This window comes from Pseudomonas sp. COW5 (genome assembly GCF_026240005.1).
Classification (GTDB): Bacteria; Pseudomonadota; Gammaproteobacteria; order Pseudomonadales; family Pseudomonadaceae; genus Aquipseudomonas; species Aquipseudomonas kribbensis.
The window spans coordinates 2,175,470-2,201,043 of the sequence record NZ_JAPHVP010000001.1; the positions used below are offsets into that span (position 1 = coordinate 2,175,470).

General features: G+C 61.8%; 12 protein-coding genes and 1 pseudogene. 10 read left to right on the top strand and 3 right to left on the bottom strand.

Annotated features, from left to right (window positions below):
- Window positions 1-19: 19 nt before the first annotated feature.
- Both OQ248_RS09835 and OQ248_RS09840 read left to right on the top strand, forming a co-directional pair.
- A pseudogene (locus tag OQ248_RS09835) lies at window positions 20-8,554 on the top strand (LapA family giant adhesin); the annotation flags it as partial.
- Window positions 8,555-8,702: 148 nt separating this feature from the next.
- Complete coding sequence (locus tag OQ248_RS09840; protein ID WP_085712603.1) at window positions 8,703-9,041, top strand: tryptophan synthase subunit beta; 339 nt, start codon at window positions 8,703-8,705, stop codon at window positions 9,039-9,041.
- Between the two features lie 220 nt (window positions 9,042-9,261).
- On the opposite strand, the gene lapD is transcribed toward OQ248_RS09840, so the two are convergent.
- Together lapD and lapG are read right to left on the bottom strand one after the other, a co-directional pair.
- On the bottom strand, window positions 9,262-11,208 hold the full coding sequence (lapD, locus tag OQ248_RS09845; protein WP_265812734.1) for a cyclic di-GMP receptor LapD: 1,947 nt from the start codon (window positions 11,206-11,208) through the stop codon (window positions 9,262-9,264).
- 14 nt (window positions 11,209-11,222) lie between these two features.
- Entirely contained in the window at window positions 11,223-11,915 is a 693-nt protein-coding gene (gene lapG, locus OQ248_RS09850) for a cysteine protease LapG (RefSeq protein WP_248744649.1), read from the bottom strand.
- Window positions 11,916-12,110: 195 nt separating this feature from the next.
- Between lapG and OQ248_RS09855 the strand changes: the two genes are divergently transcribed.
- The 5 genes from OQ248_RS09855 to OQ248_RS09875 all read left to right on the top strand — a co-directional run bounded on the left by OQ248_RS09855 (window position 12,111) and on the right by OQ248_RS09875 (window position 19,168).
- Window positions 12,111-12,821 carry a GntR family transcriptional regulator gene (locus OQ248_RS09855; protein ID WP_134828692.1) on the top strand — a complete coding sequence of 237 codons (711 nt, stop codon included), beginning with the start codon at window positions 12,111-12,113 and terminating at the stop codon, window positions 12,819-12,821.
- A 750-nt stretch (window positions 12,822-13,571) separates the two neighbouring features.
- On the top strand, window positions 13,572-14,348 hold the full coding sequence (locus OQ248_RS09860; protein WP_265815081.1) for a DUF3050 domain-containing protein: 777 nt from the start codon (window positions 13,572-13,574) through the stop codon (window positions 14,346-14,348).
- On the top strand, window positions 14,345-15,274 hold the full coding sequence (locus OQ248_RS09865; RefSeq protein ID WP_265812735.1) for a diiron oxygenase: 930 nt from the start codon (window positions 14,345-14,347) through the stop codon (window positions 15,272-15,274). Before OQ248_RS09860 ends, OQ248_RS09865 begins: the two co-directional genes overlap by 4 nt.
- A 13-nt stretch (window positions 15,275-15,287) precedes the next feature.
- Window positions 15,288-18,677 (top strand): non-ribosomal peptide synthetase, encoded by a 3,390-nt coding sequence (locus OQ248_RS09870; RefSeq protein WP_265812736.1) that lies wholly within the window; start codon window positions 15,288-15,290, stop codon window positions 18,675-18,677.
- Window positions 18,678-18,700: 23 nt separating this feature from the next.
- Entirely contained in the window at window positions 18,701-19,168 is a 468-nt protein-coding gene (locus OQ248_RS09875) for an SRPBCC family protein (protein WP_265812737.1), read from the top strand.
- 58 nt (window positions 19,169-19,226) lie between these two features.
- Here the strand turns inward: OQ248_RS09875 and OQ248_RS09880 are convergent, their stop codons facing one another.
- The gene (locus tag OQ248_RS09880; RefSeq protein WP_085712595.1) at window positions 19,227-21,107 is read right to left on the bottom strand and encodes a methyl-accepting chemotaxis protein; all 1,881 of its coding nucleotides are present in this window, start codon (window positions 21,105-21,107) and stop codon (window positions 19,227-19,229) included.
- A 311-nt stretch (window positions 21,108-21,418) separates the two neighbouring features.
- On the opposite strand from OQ248_RS09880, the gene OQ248_RS09885 reads away from it, so the two are divergent.
- From OQ248_RS09885 to OQ248_RS09895, 3 genes are all read left to right on the top strand, one after another.
- Window positions 21,419-21,919, top strand: a complete 501-nt coding sequence (locus tag OQ248_RS09885; protein WP_265812738.1) for a sigma-70 family RNA polymerase sigma factor — start codon at window positions 21,419-21,421, stop codon at window positions 21,917-21,919.
- Window positions 21,919-22,932, top strand: coding sequence for a FecR family protein (locus OQ248_RS09890; RefSeq protein WP_265812739.1), 1,014 nt, complete (start codon window positions 21,919-21,921; stop codon window positions 22,930-22,932). The genes OQ248_RS09885 and OQ248_RS09890 overlap by 1 nt, the downstream gene beginning before the upstream one ends.
- 87 nt (window positions 22,933-23,019) lie before the next feature.
- The gene (locus OQ248_RS09895; protein ID WP_265812740.1) at window positions 23,020-25,521 is read left to right on the top strand and encodes a TonB-dependent siderophore receptor; all 2,502 of its coding nucleotides are present in this window, start codon (window positions 23,020-23,022) and stop codon (window positions 25,519-25,521) included.
- Window positions 25,522-25,574: the final 53 nt, after the last annotated feature.

Here is a 25,574-nt window from a genome sequence, read left to right on the forward strand (position 1 = left end):
CCAGACCACCGACACCACCACCAACGCCCTGCGCGACTCGACCCTGAGCCTCAGCGCCACGCCGACCATCACCGAAGCCGGCGGCGTGCTGGTGTACACCGCGACCCTGACCCAGGCGCCGCTGACCGACCTGACCGTCACCCTGTCCAATGGCGCGGTGATCGTGATTCCGGCAGGTTCCACCACCGGTACCGTCAACGTGCCGCTGGCCCCGAATGACACGGTCTACAACGACCCGACCCAGATCAACGTGACCGTCACCGGCACCACCGGTGGCAATGGCATTACTGTCACCGTGCCGACCACGCCGGCCGTGACCCAGGTCACCGACACCATCGACACCACCACCGTCACCCTGACGGCGGGCAGCAGCGTCACCGAAGGTGGCCAGATCACCTACACCGCGACCCTGACCAACCCGGCCGGCACGCCGGTCACCGTGACCCTGTCCAACGGCGCGGTGATCACCATCGAAGCCGGCAAAACCACCGGCACCGTGACTGTTCCGGCCCCTGCCGATGACGTCTACAAGGACGCCGGCAAAGTCGAAGTCACCATCAAGGATGCGTCCGGCGGCAATTTCGAGAACCTCGTTCCGAGCACTGTCCCGGCGGTTACCGAAGTGACCGATACCATCGACACTTCAACCGTGAAACTGACCGCTGACACTTCGGTAGCTGAAGGCGGCACCGTTACTTACACCGCCACTGTTGGCGCACCGGTGACGGGCTCCCCGGTCACCGTGACCCTGGCCAACGGTCAGACCATTACCATCGAAGTCGGCAAGACCACCGGCACCGTGACCACCGCCGCACCGAACGATGCGTTGAACGGTCATGAACCGTTGAGCAACTCGATCACCGGCGTGAGCGGCGGTAACTACGAAAACCTCGTAGCTGACAAAACTCCGGTCAGCACCACAGTGACCGACACCGTCGACACCACCAATCTGTCGCTGACTGCAACCGGTACCGTGGCCGAGGGCGGTTCGATTGTTTACACCGCTACCCTGACCAACCCTGCCGGCACCCCGGTGACCGTGACGTTGAGCAACGGCTCCGTCATCACCATCGAAGCGGGCAAAACCACTGGCACCGTGACCGTTCCGGCTCCGGCCGATGACGTCTACAAAGACGCTGGCAAAGTCGAAGTGACCATCAAGGATGCAACCGGTGGCAACTTCGAGAACTTGGTACCAAGCACTGTTCCAGCGGTTACCGAAGTCACCGACACCATCGACACCACCACAGTCAAACTGACTGCGACCGAGTCGGCGGCTGAAGGCGGCACCGTTACTTACACCGCCACTGTTGGCGCACCGGTGACTGGTTCGCCAGTGACCGTGACCCTGGCCAATGGTCAGCAGATCACCATCGAAGTCGGCAAAACCACCGGCACGGTGACCACCACCGCGCCGAATGACGCGTTGAACGGTCACGAGCCTCTGGTCAACTCGATCACCGGCGTGACCGGTGGCAACTACGAGAACCTCGTAGCCGACAAGACACCGGTCAGCACCACCGTGACCGACACCGTCGACACCACCAACCTGACCCTGAGCGCCACTGGCTCCGTGGCCGAGGGCGGTTCGATCGTCTACACCGCCACCCTGACCAACCCGGCCGGTACGCCGGTGACCGTAACCTTGAGCAATGGCTCGGTCATCACCATCGAGGCCGGTAAAACCACCGGTACCGTGACTGTTCCGGCTCCGGCTGATGACGTCTACAAGGATGCGGGCAAAGTCGAAGTCAGCATTACCGGTACAACCGGCGGCAATTTCGAGAACCTGGTGCCAAGCACTGTTCCGGCCGTCACCGAAGTCACCGACACCATCGACACCACCACGGTGAAACTCACCGCGACCGAAACCGCAGCTGAAGGCGGCACCGTTACCTACACCGCCACTGTTGGTGCGCCGGTGACCGGCTCGCCTGTGACCGTGACCCTGGCCAATGGTCAACAAATCACCATCGAAGTCGGCAAGACCACCGGTACCGTGACCACCACCGCGCCGAACGATGCGTTGACCGGCAATCCGCCCCTGACCAACTCGATCACTGGCGTGAGCGGCGGCAACTACGAAAACCTCGTGGCCGACAAGACCCCGGTTTCGACCACGGTCACCGACACCGTCGACACCACCAACCTGACCCTGAGCGCCACTGGCTCCGTGGCCGAGGGCGGTTCGATCGTCTACACCGCGACCCTGACCAATGCCGCCGGCTCGCCAGTCACCGTGACCCTGTCCAATGGCGCGGTGATCACCATCGAAGCCGGCAAAACCACCGGCACCGTGACCGTCGACGCGCCGAAGGACGACGTCTACAAGGACGCCGGCACCGTTGAAACGACCATCAAGGGCGCCACCGGCGGCAACTTTGAAAACCTGGTCACCAGCACTGCCCCGGCGGTCACCACCGTTCACGACACCATCGACACGTCCACCGTGTCGCTGACCGCTACCGCCAACGTCGCCGAAGGCGAAACCGTGGTCTACACCGCGACCGTGAACGCGCCAGTGACCGGTTCGCCGGTCGTGGTGACCCTGTCCAACGGTCAGACCATCACCATCGCCGTGGGCGAGACCACCGGCACCGTGAACTTCGTCGCGCCGAACAGCCCATTGGCGGGCGGCAGCTCGCTGAGCGTGACCATCGACAAGGCCACCGGTGGCAACTACGAAAACCTGGCGGTCGACAGCAAACCGGCCAACACTTCGGTTTCGGACACGGTCGACACCACCAACCTGAACCTGACCGCCACCGACTCGGTAGCCGAGGGTGGTTCGATTGTCTACACCGCGACCCTGACCAATCCGGCCGGCACCCCGGTGACCGTGACCCTGTCGAACGGCGCGGTGATCACCATCGAAGCCGGTAAAACCACTGGCACCGTAAGCGTTCCGGCTCCGGCCGATGACGTTTACAAGGATGCTGGCAAAGTCGAAGCGACCATTTCGACGGCCACTGGCGGCAACTTCGAGAACCTGGTGCCAAGCACCGTTCCGGCCGTGACTCAGGTTACCGACACCATCGACACCACCACGGTCAAACTGACCGCGACCGAGTCGGCGGCTGAAGGCGGGACAGTCACCTACACCGCGACTGTGGGCGCACCTGTGACCGGTTCGCCAGTCACTGTGACCCTGTCCAACGGTCAGCAAATCACCATCGAAGTCGGCAAGACCACCGGCACCGTCACCACCACCGCTCCTAACGATGCGTTGAACGGCCATGCACCACTGACCAACGCGATTACCGACGTCAGCGGCGGCAACTACGAGAACCTCGTAGCGGACAAGACGCCGGTCAGCACCACCGTCACCGATACCATCGACACCACCAACCTGTCCCTGAGCGCCACCAATACGGTCGCCGAGGGCGGTTCGATCATCTACACCGCCACACTGACCAACGCTGCGGGCACCCCGGTGACCGTGACCTTGAGCAACGGCGCCGTGATCACCATCGAGGCCGGTAAAACTACGGGCACCGTGACGGTTCCGGCACCGGCCGATGACGTCTACAAGGACGCCGGCACCGTAGAAGCGACGATCAAGTCCGCCACTGGTGGCAACTTCGAAAATCTGGTGACCAGCACGGCTCCTGCGGTGACCCAGGTCACCGATACCATCGACACCACCACGGTGAAACTCACCGCGACCGAGTCGGCGGCTGAAGGCGGCACCGTTACTTACACCGCGACCGTCGGCGCGCCAGTGACCGGTTCGCCAGTGACCGTGACCCTGTCCAACGGCCAGACCATCACCATCGACATCGGCAAGACCACCGGCACCGTCACCACGACCGCGCCGAACGACGTGTTGAATGGTCACGCACCGTTGACCAACTCGATCACCAACGTCAGCGGCGGCAACTACGAAAACCTCGTGGCCGACAAGACGCCGGTCAGCACCACCGTCACCGACACCATCGACACCACCAACCTGTCTCTGACCGCGACCGGCACCGTGGCCGAAGGTGGCTCGATCACCTACACCGCGACCCTGACCAACGCGGCAGGCACCCCGGTGACCGTGACCCTGAGCAACGGCTCGGTGATTACCATCGAGGCCGGCAAAACCACTGGCACCGTGACCGTTCCGGCACCGGCCGACGACGTCTACAAAGACGCCGGCACCGTGCAGGCAACCATCACCAACGCCACCGGTGGCAACTTCGAAAACCTGGTGACCAGCACCACACCAGCCGTGACCAGCGTCACCGACACCATCGACACCACCACCGTGAAGCTGACCGCGACCGCAACAGCGGCCGAGGGCGGCAACGTTGTCTACACCGCGACTGTCGGCGCGCCAGTGACCGGCTCGCCAGTGACCGTGACTCTGTCGAACGGCCAGACCATCACCATCGAAGTCGGCAAGACCACCGGCACCGTCACCACCACCGCGCCGAACGACGTGCTGAATGGTCATGCGCCACTGACCAACGCGATCACCGGCGTAAGCGGTGGCAACTACGAGAATCTGGTGGCCGACAAGACTCCGGTCAGCACCACCGTCACCGATACCATCGACACCACCAACCTGTCCTTGAGCGCCACCAATTCGGTCGCCGAGGGCGGTTCGATCATCTACACCGCCACCCTGACCAACGCTGCGGGCACCCCGGTGACCGTGACCCTGAGCAACGGCGCCGTGATCACCATCGAGGCCGGTAAAACCACCGGCACCGTGACCGTTCCTGCGCCGGCCGATGACGTCTACAAGGACGCCGGCACAGTTCAGGCAACGATCACCAACGCCACGGGCGGCAACTTCGAAAATCTGGTGACCAGCAACACGCCAGCGGTGACCAACGTCACCGACACCATCGACACCACCACCGTCAGCATCACCGGCAGCACCTCGGTGACCGAAGGCCAGACCGCGACCTATACCGTGAGCCTGACCCACCCGGCGCAAACCGAAGTGACCCTGAAAATCGTCTACAGCGGCACCGCCGCCGACGGTTCGGACTTCACCGGCGTGTACACCGTGAAGATCCCGGCGGGCGCCAGCAGCGCGCAGTTCAATGTTGCGACCATCGACGACAAGATCACCGAAGGCACCGAGAACTTCGTGGTCAAGATCGACTCGGCCACCGGCGGCAACTTCGAAAACCTGGCGGTCAGCAGCACCAACGGCAGCGTCAGCACCTCGATCATCGACAACGATGCGCCTCCGGTTCTCGACCTCGACGCCAACAACTCCAGCGGCGCCACCGGGGCCGACTACAAGGTGACCTTCACCGAAAACACCCCGGGCGCGGGTGTGTCGATCGCCGATACCGACATCAGCATCACCGACCCGGACAGCACCATGCTGACCGGCGCCACCATCGTGCTGACCAACCGTCAGCCGGGCGACTCGCTGAACCTGGGCAACAGCGTCAACGGCATCACCATCAATGCCAACAGCAAGGATGGTTCGATCACGCTGACCCTGTCGGGCAACGCGACGCTGGCCGACTACATGCAGCAGATCAAGAACATCACCTTCACCAACAACAGTGAAGATCCGAGCACCGTGCCGCGCATCATCACCGTGACGGTGACCGATGGCGGCAACTACTCCAACGTCGCCACCACCACGGTCAACGTGGTGGCCGTCAATGACGCGCCGGTCGCAGCACCGGTCAATGTCACCGGCACCGAAGACACCCCGCTGATCCTCGGCTGGTCGACCTTCGGTGTCACCGACGTGGACAGCCCGGCCTCGAGCCTGGGCGTGAAAATCACCCAGCTGCCGGGCGAAGGCAAACTGCAGTACCTGGACGGTTCGACCTGGAAAGACGTCGCCACCAACCAGACCTTCAGCAAGGCCGACATCGACGCCGGCAAGCTGCGCTTCCTGCCGGATGCCAACGAATCGGGTGCGAACGGTTATGGCGGCACCGGTCTGGGCAACAACCAGGCGGACTACGCGCAGATCAAGTTCCAGCCAACCGACGGCCAACTGCTGGGCAACACCGGCACGATCAAGATCGACATCACGCCGGTGGCGGATGCGCCGACCCTGTCGGTGGCCGACAACAGCGTGAAGTCCACCGGGCTGATCAAGGAAGTCTGGACCGGCCTGTCGGGCCTGGGCACCGATGGCAGCGGCGCCAACTCGACCACCCTGAAAAACGTGATCGACGGCGCCGGCAAACCGAACACCAGCGGCACCGTGACCAACGTGCAGTCCGACGGCAGCGTAGCCGCGGGCACGGCGTCGAAGACCTCCGGCCTGATCTACCTCGAAGCCGGCAAGACCTACACCTTCACCGGCACCGGCGATGACAGCCTGCTGGTGAACATCGGTGGCAAGAATGTGGCCTCCACGACCTGGGGCGCGGGCGGCAACCTCAACGGTTCGTTCACCCCGACCACCAGCGGTTACTACACCCTGGAGATCTACCACCATAACCAGAGCGGCCCGGGCAGCTACGACGTCAACCTGTCGGTCAACGGCGGTACGGCGATCGACCTGAGCAGTGCCGGCGTGCCGATCTACACCGGCGTACAGGACCTGGTGAACTCCGGCGTGACCGTCTCCGACCTGCACGGCACCAACGGCGAAGGCTATTACGACGGCTACAAGCTCAACACCGGCGCCGAAGGCACCACCGTGAAACTGTCGTCGATCAGCACCGCGCTGACCGACACCGACGGTTCGGAAACCCTGAGCATCAAGATCAGCGGCGCACCGGTCGGTTCGGTGCTCAGCGACGGCGCGGGCCACAGCTTCACCGTGACCGCCACCAGCGGCGACGCCAACGTCACCGGCTGGAACCTCGGCAGCCTGACCGTGACCCCGCCGGCCTACTACAACGGCCAGTTCAACCTGACCGTGACCTCGACCTCCACCGAGGCGCTGGGCGGCTCGGCCAGCACCACCGCGACCATTCCGGTCTCCGTGGTGCCGGCGGTCTACAACTCGATTGTCGCCACCTCGGCCGATGACACCGTCACCGGCACCGATGGCAACGACATCATCGTCGCCGACATCGGCGGCCTGACCGTGGTGCCGGGCACCAACTACAACATCGCGTTCATGGTCGACAGCTCGGGCAGCATGAGCACCTCGTCGATCAACGCTGCCAAAGACTCGCTGACCTCGGTGTTCAACACCCTCAAGCAGAGCATGGGCAACAACTCGGGTACGGTGAACATCTTCCTGGTGGACTTCGATACCCAGGTCAACAAGTCGGTGTCGGTGAACCTCAACGACCCGAACGCGCTGACCAAGCTCAAGGCAGTGCTGGACTCGATGACCTCCGGCGGCGGCACCAACTACGAAGACGTGTTCAAGGCTACGGCCAACTTCTTCCAGAGCGCCGAAGCCGTGGCCAACACCGGGGCGAAGAACCTCACGTACTTCATCACCGACGGCCAGCCGACCTACTACCAGAGCGGCGAGCAGACCAACCCGACGCTGTACGGCAACGTGAAGCTCGACGACGTGGTGAAGACCAGCAACTACAAACTGGGCGACAGCTTCAGCACCTACATCGACAGCACTCACTACCTGACCATCAGCACAGCGGGTGCCGTGGTCCTGCAGACGTACAAGAACGGCAGCTGGAACTGGAGCAACGTGGGCACCATCCACGCCCAGGGCGACGGCACCTACGAGCTGTCGAGCCTGGCAGGCTCCGGCAGCAGCACCAGCCAGGCCACCACCGACAACGCCAACAGCGCCTTCGCACTGCTGGGCAATCTGTCCAATGTGGAAGCCATCGGGATCAATAGCGGTGTCAGCCTCAACGACCTGAAACCGTACGACACCGATCACAACCCGCAGACCAACATCGATCCGAAGGACCTGGCCAACTCGATCATCGGCCACACCGAAGCGACGATGCCGGGCAACGACACCGTCAACGGTGGCGATGGCAACGACATCCTGTTCGGCGATCTGGTGAGCTTCAACGGCATTGCCGGCGAGGGTTACCAGGCGATGCAGGCGTTCGTTGCGCAGCAGACCGGCGTCGATGTCAGCAAAGTCACCACCAGCAACGTGCACCAGTACATCACCGAGCACTATCAGGCGTTCGATGTGTCCGGTGCCCATGACGGCAACGACACGCTGCTGGGTGGCGCGGGCAATGACATCCTGTTCGGCGGCGGCGGCAATGACGTGCTCGATGGCGGCAAGGGCAATGACATCCTGCTCGGCGGCTCCGGCAACGACACGCTGATCGGCGGCCAGGGCAACGACATCCTGATCGGCGGTTCCGGTGCCGACACCTTCGTCTGGAAAGCAGGCGATACCGGCAACGATGTGATCAAGGACTTCAACGCCAGCGAAGGTGACCGCATCGACCTGCGCGACCTGCTGCAGGGCGAGTCCGGCAGCACCATCGACAACTTCCTGAAGATCACCACGGTCGACGGCGTGTCGTCGCTGCAAGTCAGTTCGGCGGGCAAGTTCAACTCCGCCGATGCGGCTGCCGCCACACCGGACGTGACGATCAAGCTGGAAGGCAACAACTGGTCCACTGCCAACATTCACAACCTGATTGCCGGCAGCGATCCGACCATCAAGGTCGACCACAACAACAGCTGATGCGTGAACAAAACGGCCGCCCCAATGGGGCGGCCGTCACGTTTGCATCTTTCTTCCCGGTGACGATTGCGTCGCCGCACCGCATACTCCCGTGCAGTTGGCTATGCTGCTGACAGCATGACGCCGGTCCATTTCCGAGGGATGCTCAATGTTTTACGTGCAACGCGATGCACAGGGTCAGTTGGTTCGCGTGGAAGCTGCGGCCTGGGCCGAGGCCACGGAAACGCTGCCCGCCGACCACCATGAAATCCAGGCCTGGTTTGCCAACGCGGCCGTGGAAAACAGCCTCAAGCAACTCAAGCAGAGCGACCTGGAGATGATTCGGGTACTCGACGACCTGATTCAGGTCCTGACCCAGAAAGGCGTGATCCGCGTCACCGACCTGCCGCCGGCGGCCCAGGCCAAGTTGATGGACCGGACCCAGGCCCGGGAAGCGTTGGGTGGGTTGAGCCAGTTGATTGATGATGAAGAGACTGGGTTGATCTGATCCACCTGTAGAAGCAGATCAAAAGCCGGCCCTCACCCTAACCCTCTCCCGGAGGGAGAGGGGACTGACCGAGGTGTCTTACGCGATACGCCGACCTGAAAAATCGAGTCGATTATGGATTCACGGCGAATCGTTCAGGTCGGCGGACCCTCCAATATCCCCCAATCGGTCCCCTCTCCCCCCGGGAGAGGGTTAGGGTGAGGGCGTGGCTTTTAATGACTCACCGCCAAGGCCGAGGCTCACCGAAGAGCTGCCCCTGAACCCCGTACAAGCCCATCTCGCGAATCACCGACAACTCCCCTTCCGTCTCGACCCGCTCGGCAATCAGCGGCAGATCGATGCTGTGCGCCGCCCGCTGGATCGCCTCGATGAACAGGCGCTTGTCGCTCTCCTGATCGATCGCACGAATGTAGCTGCCATCGATCTTCAGGTACGCCAGCCCCAGCCGCGCCAGGTTGCCGATCATGCTGAAGCGCCCGCCGAAGCGTTGCAGGCTCAGGGAGAAACCGAGTTCGCGCAGGCGCCGGGTCAACTGTTCCAGCACCGCTTGTTCCGGCAATTGTTCCTCGCCGATTTCCAGGGTCAGGCGTGGCCCCAGATTGGAATGCGAGCGCAGAATCTCGAAGACTTTGTTCAGCGCCTGCGGATCGGCCAGGGTCGCCGAGGACAGGTTCAGCGCCAGGGACTCTTCATGGCCGGCCATTTGCTCCAGCACCCACTCGAGCATCAGCCGGTCCAGCCGTGCGGTCCAGCCAAAGCGCTCCAGCCATGGCAGGAAACGCCCGGCGGGAATGGTCTGGCCCTGTTCGTCGAGCAGGCGCGACAGCACTTTGTAATGCAGCACCAATTGCGTGTCCTGCGCTGCGACTACCGGCTGGAAGAACAGCTCGAAGCGCCGTTGATTCAGCGCCTGATCGAGCAAGCGGTGCCAGGCGTGGTGATCGTCGCCGACGTCCGCCACCAGGCTCTGGTCAAGGCACGCCCAATTCTGTTCGCCCTGACCTTCGGCCTGAGCCAGGGCCTGATCGCCGAGGCTGAGCACCGCTTGTGGGGAATCGCCGTGGGCGAACGGTGCCACGCCGATGGAGGCCACGGCGGCCACGTCGGTGGCGCCCGTCGCGTGCAGGCTGCCCAGGGCGCTGTCGAGGTTCTGCGCCAGTTGCAGCGCTTCTTCGCGAGTCAGCCCCGGCGCCAGCACGGCGAATTCACCGCCACGGATACGGGTCACGAGGTTCTGGGTTTCCGGGTATTTGGCGCACTCGCGAGAGAGTTGCTGGCCGACCGCTTTCAACAGTTCATCGGTGCGCTGACCGCCAAGGCGCTGGTTCAAACCCGCCAGATCCTTGACCCGAAGCAACAGCAAGTAACCTGAGCTGGCCTGTTCCGGGTTGCTCACCCGGGCGTTCAGTTGCATCTCGAAGTAGCGCCGGTTGGCCAGCCCGGTGAGGTTGTCCTGATAGGACTCGGTGCGCAGTTTTTCGCTGCGCTCGGCCTGCTCCTGGAACAGCGCCTTGAGCTTTTCGACCATCTGGTTCATCGCCAGCACCACGCGACGCAGCTCAGGCGTGCGCGGCAGGTCCGGCAGGCTGAGGAATTCGCGACGGGCGATGGCGTGGGATTGCTTGACCATGTAATCCAGCGGCCGCAATTGCCGGCGCAGCAACAGCGCACCCAGCACGGCACTGACGGCACCGCAAACCAGCAACCAGCCCAGGCTGCCGAGCGCGCTCTGCCAGAGCTTGGCCAACGCGAACATCGGGTGACTGACCACCTCGACCCGCGCCGCCTGTTCCCAGCCACGGCTGACCAGTGCATCGCCGCCGGCCGGTTCCAGGCCGATCAGTTTGACGAACCAGTCCGGCACGTTGGTGACGGCGGGAATGCCGCTGCGCTCGACGATGGTCTGGTCGGTCTTCAGATCGACCACGCGGATGCTCGAGTAATAACCGCTGTCGAAGATCGAACTGACCAGCAGCTCGACCATCGCCGGGTCGTCGATGTTCGGGGTCAGCGACAACGCCAGCGCCGTGGCGGCGTCCTGGGCGTGGGAGCGCAACTGGTTGACGTACTGGGTGCGCGAGCTCTCCAGGCTGACCATGAAGCTGCCGGTGAAGGCGACCACGAGGAACAGACAGATAGCGATCAACAGCTGTTTGAACAAGGACATCTGAGCGCGTGCTCCTAGTTAGTCGTCTCGACCGGGAATCCTTCGGCCTGCATTTTCTTCAACACATCCTGCCAGCGTGACAGGCGTTTGGTGTCGCCGACCTTTTTGTTGCCCTTGGCCCCCGGCAGGTACAGACCTTCGGCATTGAAAGAGTAGACCGGCAGCAAATCGGTTCGCTCGGACGCCGGCCTGATCGGGTCGATCAGGCTGTCGAGCACCAGCGGCATGGCATCGGGACTGGAATAGTAGGTCAACACCATATGCGCGCGGTTCTGGCGCAGGGCCTTGACGTAGGTGATGCGCAACTTGTCACTGGCCACGCCGAGATGGCGCAGGCTGAAATACTTGGCGATCGCGTAGTCTTCACAGTCGCCGGCGCCTTTCCACAAGGCTTCGATGGGGGTCTCCCAATAATCGACCTGGCCCCATAGGTCGATGTCCTCGACGTAGCGCATCTGTTTGTTGAAAAACAGGTTCACCACTTTGAGCTTTTCCATCTCGCTGACCTGTTTTTGGGTGGCCAGCAGATTCTGCCAGGCATCGATCCGTTGTTGCCCGGCGCCCAGCGGTCCGTACAATGCCGTGGCCTTGCGGCTGATCGCGGAAAAATCCCAATCGGCATGCAGGCCGCCCAGCATGATGCCGGCCAGCAGCAGCGCGCAGGCCAGCCAGCGCGCAATCCGGGGAATCGCGAAACGTACCGCCAATGCAAGGCATCCAGGGCAGGAGGAAAGGCGTTTGATGGTGAAGGTTAGCCGAGCAAAAAACAATGGCACCCTGAGATCATCGCGTGCGCGCTAAACTTCAGATGTGACAGGGTTCTTCTACACGGTTTGACAACCTGTAGAGCAATCACTAGTGTCCTTTGGATCCAAATTCAGCAGTCAACAGGGTGTGCAGTTGTGACCCAGAAGCCCAAGCCACTCCACAGCATCAAAGTCGAAGGGCCGATTCCCGCGCATCTGGCGCGCTCGGTCATCGAAGAAACCCTGCGCTCGGCAATCCTCGACGGGCGCCTGCCCTGCGGTACCGCCGTGCGCCAGCAAGACCTGGCGGACCTGTTCGGCGTCAGCCGCATGCCGGTACGCGAAGCGTTGCGTCAACTGGAAGCCCAGGGCCTGTTGAGCGTGGTTGCCCACAAAGGCGCCGTGGTAGCGCCGCTGATCCAGGGCGACGCGACCGAAACCTACGAGCTGCGCATCCTGCTGGAGTCCGAAGCCCTGCGCCAGTCGATCCCGCTGCTGACCAGCGCCGATCACGAGCGCGCCGCCGGCTACATCGAAGAGCTGGAAACCGAGCACGACTACACCGAAATCGGCCGGCTCAACCGCCTGTTCCACATGACGCTTTACAGCAAATCCCCGAACGGCCGTCTGCTGCGGCTGGTCGAGGACGGTTTGAATGAAGAAGAACGCTTCCTGCGCTTCAACCTCGAGGCCATGGGCCTGGGCAAGATCTCCCAGGACGATCACCGCGCTCTGCTGCAAGCCGTGCAGCAACGGGACACCCCGCTCGCAGTGGCATTGCTGGAGCAGCACCTCAACCGCGGTGTCGAGGTCATCACCCGTTACCTCGCCAGCCCCGCCGCACAAAACCGCAAGACAGCCCGCTGATGTCCCCTTCCGGGTGAGCTCCCGCTCACCCGGCGAATAACCCGCTTACAAATCCCCACGCCGGTCACGCTCAATTGCCGTGGCACTTCGGCGCCTTCGCTCTAACCTCCCCCCTGCTTTGGGCAGCCCGGAAATTGCACCGCAAGGAAGTCATTTTCGACGATAGCCGCGGCGCCGATTTACGCGCACCCTTGAATCGCCAACCCAAATAGAACGGGGACGCGCCGCCCCGGCAGCAGTCCCCGCAACAGGAACCTACGGAAGGAGCCTTGTCACGGGAAAAGGAAGATTCGCCGCCGTATCAGGCCAACTTCATCCCCTCAGATCATTTCAATTACTTACTTCAAAAGTTGCTTTGAGTGAGGCATTCACTCTTGTTATTCAATTTTGGCCTTTAAAAGCCGGAAGGAGCAACTACGCCCAAATAAAACTTAAATTAAAAGTTTTATCAGCCCCGCTCATACTTGAAAAACAGCAAACTTAAATTAATTAAAAATATACTTGTTAAGTTGTTTTGCGATGTATTAGTTTTTCTTCGCCGGGTTTTGCGCCCAACCGCAAATCCGGCAAGCTCCAACAAAATGGCCCGTTGCACGTCAGTCTTTACTGGCGTTCCGATGTACCAGGCCTCTCCATACAACTTCAACTTTCATCGAAACGAATGAGGCTATCGCTCGCCTGGAAACCATATCCAACGTTGTTAGCCATTGATTGAGCAGTCCCTATATCCCTATAAGCCAGAGGCTCGCAATAATGCCAACTAAAGAACAACTCGCCCAAAAGAAAGCCGAACTCAGCGTTCATCCGATCTTCTCCGAAATCGATTCGCTGTCGGTGTTGCGACGCTTCATGGAATCCCATGTCTTTGCCGTATGGGATTTCATGTCGCTGACCAAACGCCTGCAACAGGAACTGACCTGCACCCGCCTGCCGTGGCTGCCGCCGCGCGATCCCCATGCCGCACGATTGATCAATGAAATCGTGCTGGGCGAAGAGTCGGACGATCGGCTGTCACACGGGCATTACAGTCATTTCGAGTTGTACCTGGATGCGATGCGCGAAGTCGGTGCGAGCACCTCGGCGGTGGAGCGCTTTGTCGCGCTGCAACAGGAGGGCGTGAGCTATGACGTCGCGCTGCAAAGTGTCGAGGTCGACCCGGCCGCCGCGCAGTTCGTTCGTGACACCTTGCACACCGCGCTGCATGCACCGGGGCACAGCGTCGCCGCCGCCTTCCTGCATGGCCGCGAGAGCGTGATCCCGACCATGTTCCAGCGCATGCTCGACGCCTGGGGCATCGGTGTCGAACAGGCGCCGACCTTCCGTTACTACCTGGAGCGACACATCGAAGTCGACTCCGAAGACCACGGCCCGGCCGCCGAGCAACTGCTGGAGCGCCTGGTCGATGGCGATCCGCAGCGTGAGGCCGAAGTCTATGCCAGCGCCATCGCCGCCGTGGAAAGCCGTATCGCGTTGTGGGACGGCTTGCTCCTGAGCATGCGCGAGCCGCTGGCGGAGGTGGCCGAATGAACGCCGCCGACTACCAATCCTTCGCCGACGCCTGGGAAAGCCGCGCCACCATCCGCACCCGGCCACGCCGCATACTGGAGGACGACGCGCGGCTGATCTATCCGCTCAGCCGCCAGCCGTTGGTGCTCAGCGAAACCTTCCTGCGCGAATGTCCGGATCAGCGTGATTTTGCCCTGGTGCAGACGCTGTACAAGTTCATCAACGACGTGGTGATTTTCGAGACCGAGATCGTCGACAAGACCGCCCGCAGCATCGCCAAGAACCGCTTCGCCGTGGCCTTCCCGTTCGCCTGTCGCTACGACGCCATGACCGTGGTCGTGGACGAGGATTACCACGCGCTGGTGGCGATGGATTTCATGCAGCAGACCGTGGCCATGACCGGCATCGAGCCCATCGAGTTGCCGAATGAAATCGAACTGAGCCGGGCGATTCCGGCCGCCGTCGAACTGGCCCCGGAACACCTGCGCAGCGCCGTGGAGCTGATTTGCGTCGCCATCGCCGAGAACACCGTGACCGGTGATGTCGCGGCGTTCGCCCGGGACGACACGGTCAAGCCATCGATCAAGGGCCTGATGGCCGACCACTTGCTCGACGAGGGCCGGCACTCGAGCTTCTGGGCGCGGATGGTGCGCATCTATTGGCACACCGCGAGCGATGCGGATCGCGAATGCATCGCGCAGATCCTGCCGGTGTTCATCGGCCACTACCTCACCAATGACATCCAGAAAGCCTTCGACCTGCGCCTGATCGATGCCTTGCCGGTCAACGATGCGACCCGCCGCGCACTGAAAGACGAGATGGCCGGGCTGGCCTTCCCGATCAATCGTCACCATCCGCTGGTGGGCAACATCGTGCGCTTTTTCCACAACAGCTCGCTGCTCGACACACCGTGCGTACAGCACGCCCTGCGCGACTACCTGGTTTGACACGGAGGCTGACATGAGACGTCTCGACATTTTGCTGAAGGGCCGCAGCCAGGCCTTGACCGACCTGGCGCTGGAGCTCGAACAACACGGTCATTCATTGCTGTCGGAAGCGGCTCCGTCGATGGATCTGGTGATCGACGACGGCAGTCTTGCGCGGCAGAACTACGGCACGACACCGCACCTGACTTTGCGTCTGGGCATCGGTGCACCAGGCGCCGGCGGTTTGCCGGTGCTCGATCTGCTGTGCCTCTGCAACTCGACACTGCTGAGCCGCGTGCCCATCGCCGACGCCCCCTCCGGCAACGGTCAGGCCCTGCGCCAGCGAACACTCGCACTCGTGGTGGACGAAGTGGCACTGCTGGTCAGCCGCTTTTCCCGCGATGCCGAATATTTTCAGCACGCGACGACGGCCCGTGCACCAGACTTCGAGCAGGTGGAAAACCTGCTGTTTCTCGACAGCCTGGCCTATGTCCATCGCCTCAATGCAACGGCCAATCCGGCATTGCTGCAACAGGCGCGGATTCCGGTCATCGAGCGCCTGCAAGAAAGCCTGATCGAGCATGCCGAACGCCCGGCGCTGCACCTCGCCGAGCAGTCGATCAGCTATCGCCAGCTGCATGATCACAGCCGGGCGATCCAGCAGCAGTTGCTGGCAATGCTGGAGGCGCATCCGCAACCGTGGGTGGTAGGGATTTGCCTGCCGAAATGCGATGCGCTGTTCGCTTCGATTCTGGCGGTACTCGGCAGCGGCGCGGTGTATCTGCCGCTGGAGCCAAGCCATCCGCTTCAGCGCCAGCAGTACATCCTCGAAAACGCCGGTGCTGTGTTGTTGCTGCACGACGGCGAACACCCGCTGAGCGGTTCGATGCCGGGGCTGGATGTCTGCCGCATCGACCGCACTGAAGTCGATATGGCGCTACCGCTGATGCTTCATCGGCCCGAGCTCAATGCACCGTGCATGGCGCTCTACACCTCCGGCACCACCGGCCATCCGAAGGGTGTGCTGCTCAGTCAGGCAAACCTCGCGCACTTCACGGCGTGGTACGCCGACTACGTGCAGTTGCACGCCGAGAGCCGGGTGCTGCAGTTCTCGTCGCTGAGTTTTGACTCGTCGCTGATCGACATCTTCCCGACCCTGCTCGAAGGCGCGGAACTGGTGGTGCCCGACGACAACCAGCGCCGCGATCCGCTGCAACTGGTGGCGTTGATCCGCCGCCGACAGTTGACTCACGCGTTCCTGCCGCCGGCGCTGCTGAGCATCCTGCCGCTGGAGCAACTGCAAATCGTCGGGCAGATCATGACCGGCGGCGATGTCTGCGAGCCGTTCGTGATCGAGCAACTGACGCGCCAGGGCAAGCTGCACAACCTCTACGGCCCCACCGAAGCCACGGTGCTGATCACCGCACGGCAACTGCAACCGGGCGACAGCAATCGCACCCTCGGCGGGCCGATTGCCAACAGTCAGGTACTGATCCTCGATGACGATCTGCAACCGGTGCCGGAACAAACGGTGGGCGAGCTGTTCATCGTCGGCCCCGGTGTGTGCCTGGGTTACCTGAACAATCCGCAGCAGACCGCCGAGCGCTATCTGGACCTGGCGTTGCCGGACGGCCAGCGTCTGCGCGCCTACCGCAGCGGCGACATGGCCAAGTGGGGCGAGGACGGCATCGAGCTGTGCGGACGCCGCGACAATCAGGTGAAGATTCGCGGCTTCCGGGTCGAGCCGGAAGAGATCGAGCGCTGCCTGCGCGAGAGTCAGCTGTATCGGCAAATCGCCGTGGTGATCGACAGTCAGCGACGGATTCTGGCGTTCCTCGCCCAGCCACAATCGGACGCCGCCCGCGATGCGCTGAAGGCACATGCCCAGCAGTTCTTGCCCGACTACATGCAACCGGTGGCGTGGACGGAATTGCCGAACATGCCGTTCGCCGCCAACGGCAAAGTCGACCGCAAAGCCTTGCTGGAACTGCCGGTGAGCGTGCAGGACAGCGGCCCGAAATGCCTGCCGGCCAACGCCGACGAAGCGCTGCTGCTGGAGATCTGGGGCGAACTGCTGGAGTTGCCGACCAGCGACATTTCCACCGATGAAAGCTTCTTCAATCTCGGCGGTCACTCGATTCTGCTGTCGCGCATGCTCCTGCGTCTGCGGGAGGAATTCGGCCGCAGCATCTCGATCAACCGCTTCATCGAACTGCCGACCATCGCCAAGCTTGCCACGCTGGTGCGCGGCACCGATGACAGCGCAGTGCTCAGCGCCCAGGCCATGGCCGACGCCGAGCGCCCACTGGACATCGAGCCATTGCCGATCAGCCGCATGGGCGATGTGCACAAGGTGATCGTCACCGGCGCCAACAGTTTTGTCGGCGTGCACATCGTCGAGGCGTTGCTGGGATGGGGCGCCAGCGAAGTGGCGTGCCTGGTACGCGACGGTGGCGGACAAACGGCGGCGCAGCGTTTTGCCCAATCGTTGCGAGAGAACCGGCTGGAGCATCTGGACCTGAGTCGGGTGCGGGTCTATTCGGCCGACATCACCCGGCCGCAACTGGGCCTGGCTGATGAAGACTTCGAGCGACTGGATCGCGAGTTCGGCGCGCTGGTGCACAACGCGGCCAACGTCAATCACGTCCTCGATTACGAGTCGCTGGCGGCGGACAACGTCGAACCGATTTTCGAACTGCTGCGGTTGTGCGAAGGCCGCAGCAAGAAGGTGTTCAATTTCGTCTCGACACTGTCGGCCTCCAGCACTGTGGATGACGCAGGGCGGGTGCTGGAACTGCCCGCCGCACCGACACCGCCGATCTACATCCGCAACGGCTACAACCTCTCGAAGTGGGTCGGCGAACGCATCCTCGAACGGGCGCGGGAACGTGGGGTGCGGGTCAATCTGTATCGACCCGGCAACATCAGTTTCAACAGCCTCAGCGGCGTCTGCCAGCCGCACAAGAACCGTTTGATGCTGATGCTCAAGGGCTCGATCCAGCTCGGCCAGGTGCCGGCCTTCGCGCTGAACTTCGACCTGATGCCGGTGGACTTTCTCGCCCGCTTCATCGCCTTCCACGCCAGCCGTTATTCGGCGGAACGGGCGGTGTTCAACCTGCATAACCCGGAGCCCCTGAGCTGGGATGCCTACGTCGCGTCGTTCCGCGAAACCGGCAGCGAGTTTGCGCTGGTCAGCGTCGCCGACTGGCAACAGCAACTGGGCCGGGTCGATGCCGACAACGCGCTGTTCGGCGTGCTCGGTTTCTACCTCAACGGCTTCGAGGAAGACATCGGCGACATCTCCCTGATTGGTCACGCCAACGCCCAGGCCGGCGTGCTGCAGATGGGCGCGCACTACCCGGAAAAATCCCCGGCGCTGCTGCGTCGCGGCTGCGACTACCTGAAAGAAATCAACTTCATCTGACTCATCAACCAAGGAGCAACACCATGAGCAATCTACAACCCGACACCCTGATCAAGAACCCTCACGGCTGCCACGTTGTGTCTTCGGTGGAAGTGCCGGCGGACGCCAAGCAGGTGTGGACGGTGGTCGGCCAATTCGACGGCTTCGACCGTTTCATTCCAGCGCTGTCGCACATCGAAATGACCGGCGAAGGCGTGTCTTCGCTGCGCAAGAAATTCTTCAAGGATGGCAACGTGGTGGTCGAGCAACTCAACTCCCGGGACGACCAGGCGCTGAGCATGACCTGGACCACGATCTACAACACCCTGGGTGTGGCCAATCTGTGGGCGGCGATGAATGTGGAATCGCTGGGCGCGGGCAAGTCGCGAGCGACCTGGACGATCATCGCCGAGCCGGCCAGCGGTGGGCCGGAAGCGCTGCCGGGGTTCCAGAATTTCGTCCAGGGGTTTGCCGATGATGCGATGGGCAATGTGCTGAAGCTGTTTGTGTAAGGCATGAAAAAGCCCGCTGCGGATCACTCCGCAGCGGGCTGTTTTTTATCGCAAGCGATCAGATCTTGAAGCTGTCGACCAGTTGTTTCAAACGGTTGGCCTGCTGCGACAACGCATCGCAATCCTTCAACGTTTCATTGAGGTTGGCCACGCTCTGCTGGTTCAGCAGGTTGATCTGGTTGACGTCGACGTTGAGGGTTTCCACCACCGCGGTCTGCTCTTCGGTCGCCGCTGCCACCGACTGGTTCATGCCGTCGATTTCGCCGATGCGCTGGGTCACGCTGACCAGACGCAGACCGGCCTGGTTTGCCACTTCAACGCTCTCTTCGCTGGACGCCTGACTGGCGTTCATGGTGGTCACCGCTTCGCGGGAGCCGACCTGCAGCGAGGTGATCATCTTGTGGATCTCTTCCGCCGATTCCTGAGTGCGATGAGCGAGGTTGCGCACCTCGTCCGCCACCACCGCAAAACCGCGTCCGGCTTCACCGGCACGGGCCGCTTCGATGGCCGCGTTGAGCGCCAGCAGGTTGGTCTGTTGGGAGATGCCTTTGATCACATCGAGAATGTGGCCGATGTTGTCGGTGCTCGCATTCAGGGTTTCGATCTGGGTGCACGACAGGCTGATCTTCTGCGACAGCTCGGTCATCGCCTGAATCGTCTGCTCGACCACCTGACGACCGTCATCGGCCTGCTCGCTCGCGCCGCTGGCGTGTTGCGAAGCATCGGCGGCGTTGCGGGCGATTTCCTGGGTGGCGGCACCCAGTTGATTGATCGCGGCAGCCACGCTGTTGGTGCGCGCACTTTGCTCGTCGGAACCAATGATCGAGGCGTTGGACGATGCCATCACCCGTTGCGACAGGTCGTGTACATGACGAGTCGCAGAAGACACTTCGGAAATGGACGCGTGAATCCGTTCCACGAACTGGTTGAACGAACTGCCCAGCTCGCCGAACTCGTCCTTGCTTTCCACTACCAGACGACGGGTCAGGTCACCTTCGCCCTGGGCGATGTCCTGCATCGCGCGGCCCATGGTGATCAGCGGACGCATCAGCACGGTAATCAGCAGGCTCAGGAATACCGCAATCGCACCCACTGCGACGAACATCGCGATCAGTGCCGAGGTGCGGAACTGACTGAGTGCGGCGTAGGCCTTGTCGCGATCGATCGACAGACCGATGTACCACTCGGCATTCGGCAGACCGGTGACCGGGGTGAACGACAGGATGCGCTCCTGGCCGTTGAGCACCACGTTCTGGTTGCCCTTCTGGATGCGCACATCGGCATTCGGGTAGATGTCCTTGAGGTTCTTCATCACCTGATCTTTGTCCGGGCTGACGATCACCTGACCGTCACCGCTGACCAGGAACGCGTGGCCCAGGCCACCGAAGTCCACCGAGTTGATGATCTTCACCAGGGTTTCCAGACTCAGGTCACCGCCCACCACACCGAGCAGCTCGCCGTTCTTTTTCACCGGCATGGCGATGGTCACCACCAGACCGCCAACGGCAGCCATGTATGGCGGGGTCAGCATGGTCTGGTCAGCGGCCACGGCCTGCTTGTACCAGGGACGCTGACGCGGGTCGTAGCCGTCCGGCATCTTCGCGTCAGGACGCTGGGTGAACACGCCGTTGGCCTGGCCGACGTAGGTGAACTGGAAGTTCGAGGTGAAGGCCGGTTGATCGACCAGCCCCGGGAAGTCGGCGTTCTTGCCCTGATGAGCGACGTTCTGCGCGAGGTTTTCCAGCACCAGAATCCGCCCGCTCATCCAGTTCTGCACACTGCTGGCGGTCAGGTCGCCGGCCTGCTGGACGGAGGACTGCAGGTTCTGGCGAATGGTGTTTCGCTGCAGATAGTCGTTGTACAACGTGAACAGCGCGAACGCCAGGACCACGACGCCCGAGGCGGCCAACAGGATTTTATGGCTGAACTTGAGATTCATTTCATGGGACTTCTTATGCCAAAAGTGGGGATGCGTTCCGGATGCAACATTCCATGTACAGCGCAGGCAGCGTTCTGATGGCTGCTCTACTTTGGTGCACGCATGTCTCACCAGTCTGTCGGCACGATTCGGAGAAAACTTAGCGTTTTGTAGGAAATGGACGGCATTTCTGCCAGCTTCCCGCCGAACGGCGTGCCAGAGCGTTCGCCTGTCATTTTTTGATGACTGTTTTGCAGCGCCGGTTGCAAATTCTGTAACCCTTGATGACAATGCGACTAATTATCATTTGTGACGTTCGGGCTGTCGCGTTCATGTCCTCATCTGAGTTTGCGGTACAGGCGCTTTACAGTCGTCATCACGGTTGGCTCAACGGCTGGTTGCGCACACGACTGGGCAATGCGGCCGATGCGGCGGATCTGGCCCAGGACACCTTCGTTCGCCTGCTGCAACGCACCGAACGTCTCGAACTCAAGGCGCCCCGCGCGTTTCTGCGCACCATCGCTCGCGGTCTGGTCATCGACCATTGGCGTCGCGAAGAAATCGAACGCGCGTATCTGGAAACCATCGCCCATTTGCCCGAAGCCGAGACACCCGGCGCTGAAGCCCGCGCGCTGGTGATCGAACTGCTGGAAAGCATCGCCCGCATGCTTGAAGGACTGAAGCCCAAAGTGCGTCAGGCGTTTCTGCTGGCGCAATGCGAAGGTTTGACCCACAAGCAGATTGCCGAACAAATGGGCCTGTCCTTGCGCTCGGTGGAGCGCTACGTCGCCGATGCGCTGTATCACTGCTACGTGTTGCGGTACGAAAGCTGATGCCGGTGGATAACCTGTCAGTCGCCCGAAACCCCGAGCCACAGCAGAAAGTGGTCAAACAGGCGATTCACTGGCTGCTGCGCCTGCGCAATAACCACGGCAATCCGCGCCTGAACCACCAATGTGAACAATGGCGCGCCGAGCACCACGATCACGAACTGGCCTGGCAACGGGTGCAGTCGCTGCAAAACGAATTGACCCACAACCTGCGTGCCGTGCCAGGCGCACAAGTGGCATTCAATACATTGGAAAACAGTGCGCAGGGCCTCGGTCGCCGCCAGGCGTTGAAGCTGCTGTCCGGTGCGTTGGTGATGGGCTCCGCCGCATGGCTGGCCAGAGATACGTCGGCCTGGCAGCAATGGAGCGCCGATTACGCCACCGCCACCGGCGAACGCCGTGGATTCCAGTTGCCTGACGGCACGCGGATCGAACTGAACACGGCCAGCGCCGCGGACCTCGATTACACGGCGCAACAGCGGCTGATCAAACTGACTCGGGGCGAGATCATCGTGACCTGCGGCGGGGTCGATGAAGGTTCGTCAAATGATCGACCGCTGCGGGTACAAAGCCGCCATGGCATTTATGAGCCGTTCAACGCGCGGTTCATCCTGCGTCAGGAAGCCGATTGCACGCGCCTGAGCGTCACCAGTGGCCGGGTCGCGATTCTTTCGCCACGGGCGAGCGATGGCGCCTCCACCGAGGTGCTTGCCGGTCAGAGTTATTTGATTGATCACCATCAGGCGCGCCCCGCTCCGCCGCTGGACATGGATGCCGGGGCCTGGGTCGACGGGCTGATTGTGACGCGTAACATGCGCCTGGGTGACTTCCTCAAAGAGGTTGGTCGCTATCGTCCAGGCTTCTTGAGTTGTGCTGCACAAGTCGCGGATCTGCGTTTATCCGGCGTGTTCCGCCTCGATGATACCGACAAGCTGCTGGCGATCCTGCCGCAGACCCTGCCGGTGCAGTTGCGCTATCGCACCCGCTGGTGGGTAACGCTGGAACGAGCGGTCTGAAATTTTTTTGGCGGGTTTTCATGGCAAGTCCGGCTTAGTCAGTAAGCACTTCAACTCAGCCTTCGCGACTAGCAACGGAAACCTACAATGACTGCGCGCGTTACCTGTAAGAACCCTCTGAATTTCACTGCCGAATCGGGCCTTCTGCGCCGCGCCATTCAGGCCGCGTTGTTCTCCACGGCACTGGGCGTCGGCCTGCTGCCGAACCTGGGCGTCGCGGCAAGCGCCAGTGAGGTCAGCAGCCACCGCTACAACATCGCCGCCGGGCCATTGGGCGAGGCGCTGAATCAGTTTGCGCGCCAGGCCGGCATCACCTTGTCGATGATCCCGCAGCAAACTGAAGGCCGACAATCACCCGGCGTGCAGGGCGAGTATTCGACCGATCAGGCGTTGAGTCATCTACTGGGCGGCTCGGGTCTGGAGGCGGTCAGCCAGGACGGCAGCAGCTACGTCTTGCGCTCCATCGCGGAAACCGAAGCGTTGGCCCTGCCAACCACCGACATCAAAGGCTTCGCACTCGGCAACGCACTGGGCAGCATGGACGGCTACAACGCGACACATAGTCAGATCGCCACCAAAACCAGTACCGCGCTGCTGGAAACCTCGCAAACCGTGTCGGTGGTCACTCGCGAGCAAATGGACGACCAGGGCTCGCAAACCGTGTCCCAGGCCATGCGCTACACCCCCGGCGTGCTGACCAACCCCTATGGCGCGACGCACCGTTACGACTACGTGGCGATGCGCGGTTTCAACGACGGCTCGGTGGACAACATCTACCTCGACGGCCTCAAGTCCATGGGCGACAGCGGCACCTACAGCACGATGCAGGTCGATCCGTATTTCCTCGAGCGCGTGGACATCCTCAAAGGCCCGTCGTCGGTGTTGTACGGCCGCAGTTCGCCGGGCGGACTGGTGGCGCTGACCAGCAAGAAACCGCTGTACGAGGCCTATCACCAGGTTCAAGCCACGGTTGGCACTCAGGGCCAGCGCGGTGTCGGTTTTGACTTCAGCGGTCCGGTCGATGACGACAAGCGCATCGCCTATCGTCTGATCGGTTTGACGGATCAGTCCGACACACAATTCGACCACAACAAGGAAAAACGCTTCGCCCTCGCGCCGACAGTCAGCATCGACTTCAACGAAGACACTTCGCTGACCCTGCAGGCGTATCTGCAGCATGACCCGAATGGCGGCTATCACGGTGGCGTACCGGCCGACGGCACGATTCATCAGCGCAACGGCAACCGGATCTCACCGCACTTCTTCGAGGGCGAACCGGGAGTCGATGGCTATTCCCGCGATCAGCAGTCGTTCGGCTATCAATTCGAACATCGCTTCAACGACGTCTTCACCGCGCGGCAAAACTTCCGTTACCTCGACTCCAAAGTGAACATGGATCAGGTGTACGCCTATGGCTGGACGTCGCCGACCAGTAACGAACTGAATCGCTACTACACCGGCGGTGACGAACGCCTGCATGCGTTCATCGTCGACAACATGCTCCAGGCCGAATTCTTCACCGGCGCGACCAAGCACACGGTACTGATGGGGGCGGACTATCAGCGGCGCAAAACCGTGGTTGACTGGACCAGCGGTGGTCTGGCGCCGATCAATGCGTTCAATCCGGTGTACGGCAATGCCGCCATCGATATGTATGGTGAGACCAGTTATCTGCGTCGTCTGGAGCAGACCGGGGTTTACCTGCAAGACCTGATTGAAATGGACAAATGGCGTTTCTCCCTCGGTTTGCGTCAGGACTGGGTAGAGACGTCCGAGGAGAACCGGATTGCCGAAGCGAGCCGCCCGGTCGGCACCGAGATCAGTGACAAGCGCACCAAACTGACTGGCCGTGTCGGGGCGCTCTATCTGTTCGATAACGGCCTGGCGCCGTACATCAGCTACTCGGAGTCGTTCAACCCGAACTCCTATGCCGACAGCGCCGGCAATCCGCTGGCTCCAACGGATGGCACGCAGTGGGAAGCGGGTCTGAAGTATCAGCCTCCCGGCACCGACAATCTGTTCACGGCCTCGCTGTTCCGGATCGACCAGGAAAACCTGGCGACTAAATTGCCGCAGGAAAACTTCTATCGTGCTGTAGGCGCTGTCCGCTCTCAAGGTCTGGAGCTAGAGGCGCACATGCAGCTCACCGATAACCTGAAAGTGCTCGGTAGCTACACCTTCACTGACATCGAGTACTCGAAGTCGATGGTCAGCACCCTGAGCACCCCGAGCAATGTCATCGAGAACAAAGGCAACTCGCCAACACAGGCACCACGACACATGGCTTCGCTGTGGGCGGACTACAAGTTCAACAGCGCGGCGCTTGATGGCCTGCGAGTGGGCGGTGGTGTGCGTTACGTCGGCTATAGCTGGGCGGATGCAGAGAACACCATGAAGGTGCCGTCCTACACGTTGTTCGACGCGTCGATCGGTTATGACCTGGGCAAGGTTGGTTTGAAGGGCGTCGATGTACGCCTGAATGCGAACAACCTGACCAATGAATCCTACGTAGCTTCCTGCGCCAGTCTGAACTTCTGCTACATGGGCGAAGAGCGCAACGTCGCCGCCACGGTCAGCTACCAGTTCTAAGCCTTTGTCTTGTGCATAAAAAAGCCAGTCCCTGAGGTTCAGGGACTGGCTTT

What these genes read in the sequence shown, in the direction of transcription:
- OQ248_RS09870 (WP_265812736.1), top strand. Translation starts at nt 15,288, where the DNA reads ATGAGACGTCTCGACATTTTGCTGAAGGGCCGCAGCCAGGCCTTGACC.
- OQ248_RS09865 (WP_265812735.1), top strand. Translation starts at nt 14,345, where the DNA reads ATGAACGCCGCCGACTACCAATCCTTCGCCGACGCCTGGGAAAGCCGC.
- OQ248_RS09895 (WP_265812740.1), top strand. Translation starts at nt 23,020, where the DNA reads ATGACTGCGCGCGTTACCTGTAAGAACCCTCTGAATTTCACTGCCGAA.
- OQ248_RS09875 (WP_265812737.1), top strand. Translation starts at nt 18,701, where the DNA reads ATGAGCAATCTACAACCCGACACCCTGATCAAGAACCCTCACGGCTGC.
- OQ248_RS09880 (WP_085712595.1), bottom strand. Translation starts at nt 21,107, where the DNA reads ATGAATCTCAAGTTCAGCCATAAAATCCTGTTGGCCGCCTCGGGCGTC.
- OQ248_RS09890 (WP_265812739.1), top strand. Translation starts at nt 21,919, where the DNA reads ATGCCGGTGGATAACCTGTCAGTCGCCCGAAACCCCGAGCCACAGCAG.
- OQ248_RS09840 (WP_085712603.1), top strand. Translation starts at nt 8,703, where the DNA reads ATGTTTTACGTGCAACGCGATGCACAGGGTCAGTTGGTTCGCGTGGAA.
- OQ248_RS09885 (WP_265812738.1), top strand. Translation starts at nt 21,419, where the DNA reads ATGTCCTCATCTGAGTTTGCGGTACAGGCGCTTTACAGTCGTCATCAC.
- lapD (WP_265812734.1), bottom strand. Translation starts at nt 11,208, where the DNA reads ATGTCCTTGTTCAAACAGCTGTTGATCGCTATCTGTCTGTTCCTCGTG.